The sequence below is a fragment of the Nocardia jiangxiensis NBRC 101359 genome (assembly GCF_000308615.1).
GTDB classification, from domain to species: domain Bacteria; phylum Actinomycetota; class Actinomycetes; order Mycobacteriales; family Mycobacteriaceae; genus Nocardia; species Nocardia jiangxiensis.
On sequence record NZ_BAGB01000060.1, the window covers coordinates 1 to 1,675 of the forward strand.

1 protein-coding gene is annotated in these 1,675 nt (G+C 64.3%); it reads right to left on the minus strand.

The features are described from left to right. A partial coding sequence (gene nirB / locus ON40_RS26285) for a nitrite reductase large subunit NirB (protein ID WP_040827238.1) occupies window positions 1-1,675 on the minus strand: 1,675 nt, incomplete at both ends.

Sequence of the window (1,675 nt, forward strand, 5' to 3'; positions counted from 1 at the left end):
CGATGTGGCGGGCCATGGCGGTTTCGAGTTCTTCGGCGATGCCGAGGCTGTCCTGGCATACGACCTGGCGGAGGTGTTCGATACCTCCGTCGAGGGATTCCTGCCAGGGTGCGGTGCGCTGCAAGCGGTCCGCGGTGCGGATGTAGAACATCAGGTACCGGTCGATGTACCGGATCAAGGTCTGGTCGTCGAGGTCTCCGGCGAGCAGGACCGCGTGTTTGGGAGTCAACCCGCCGTTGCCGCCGACGTACAGGTTCCAGCCGTGTTCGGTCGCGATCACCCCGACGTCCTTACCCCGCGCCTCCGCGCATTCGCGCGCACATCCGGACACCGCGAGCTTGAGTTTGTGCGGGGACCGTAACCCCCGGTACCGCTTCTCCAACAGCACGGCCATGCCGACCGAGTCCTGCTGCCCGTACCGGCACCAACTCGACCCGACACAGCTTTTCACCGTGCGCAAGGATTTTCCGTAGGCGTGCCCGGACTCCATCCCGGCATCGACCAAACGCTGCCAGATCTGTGGCAACTGCTCCACCCGCGCACCGAACATATCGATCCGCTGCCCACCGGTCACCTTCAGATACAGATCGAACTCCTTCGCGATCTGACCGATCGTGATCAACTGCTCCGCGGTCACCTCACCACCGGGCATCCGCGGCACCACCGAATAAGTCCCGTTCTTCTGCAGATTCGCCAGAAAATGATCGTTCGTATCTTGTAGCGCGGCCTGCTCACCATCGAGGATGTGCTCACTCGCGGTCGAGGCCAAAATCGAGGCCACGGTCGGCTTGCAGATATCGCAGCCCGAACCCTTGCCGTACTGCGCGATCAGACCCGAGAACGTGCGAATCCCGGTGACCTGCACGATCTCGAACAACTCCGCACGCGACTGCTCGAAATGCTCACACAACGCCGTGGACATCGCCACACCCGACTGCTCGAGCAGCTTCTTGAGCATCGGCACACAGCCACCGCAGGACGTCCCCGCCGACGTGCAACTCTTGATCGCGGGCACATCACACGCACCCTCGGCGATCGCACCGCAGATCGCACCCTTGGACACGTTGTTGCACGAACAGATCTGCGCGTCGTCCGGTAACGCGTCCGCCCCCAGCTCCGCACCCGCCGGAGAGATCAGCGCCGCGGGCTCGGCGGGCAGCGGACGCCCGACCAACGGCCGCAACGCCGCGTACTGCGAGGCATCACCCACCAGCACACCACCCAGCAGCGTGCTCGCGTCGTCGGAGACGACGAGTTTGGCGTACGTGCCCTTGGACGCATCATGCAGCACCACCGACAACGCACCCGCACTGGTCGCGTGCGCGTCACCGAAACTCGCCACATCCACACCCAGCAACTTCAACTTCGTCGACAGATCCGCCCCCGGGAACTCCCCACTACCCCCCAACAACCGATCCGCCACCACCTCCGCAGTGCTGTACCCCGGAGCCACCAACCCGTAACAGGTCCCCTCCACCGCCGCGACCTCACCGATCGCATAGATACTCGGATCACTGGACACCAACCCCAGATCCGTCACCACACCACCCCGCGCACCCACCTCCAAACCAGCCTCGCGCGCCAGCTGATCCCGCGGCCGGACACCGGCGGAGAACACCACCAGCGAGGCATCGATGACGGATTCGTCGGACAGCGAAACCCGAACTCCCACACC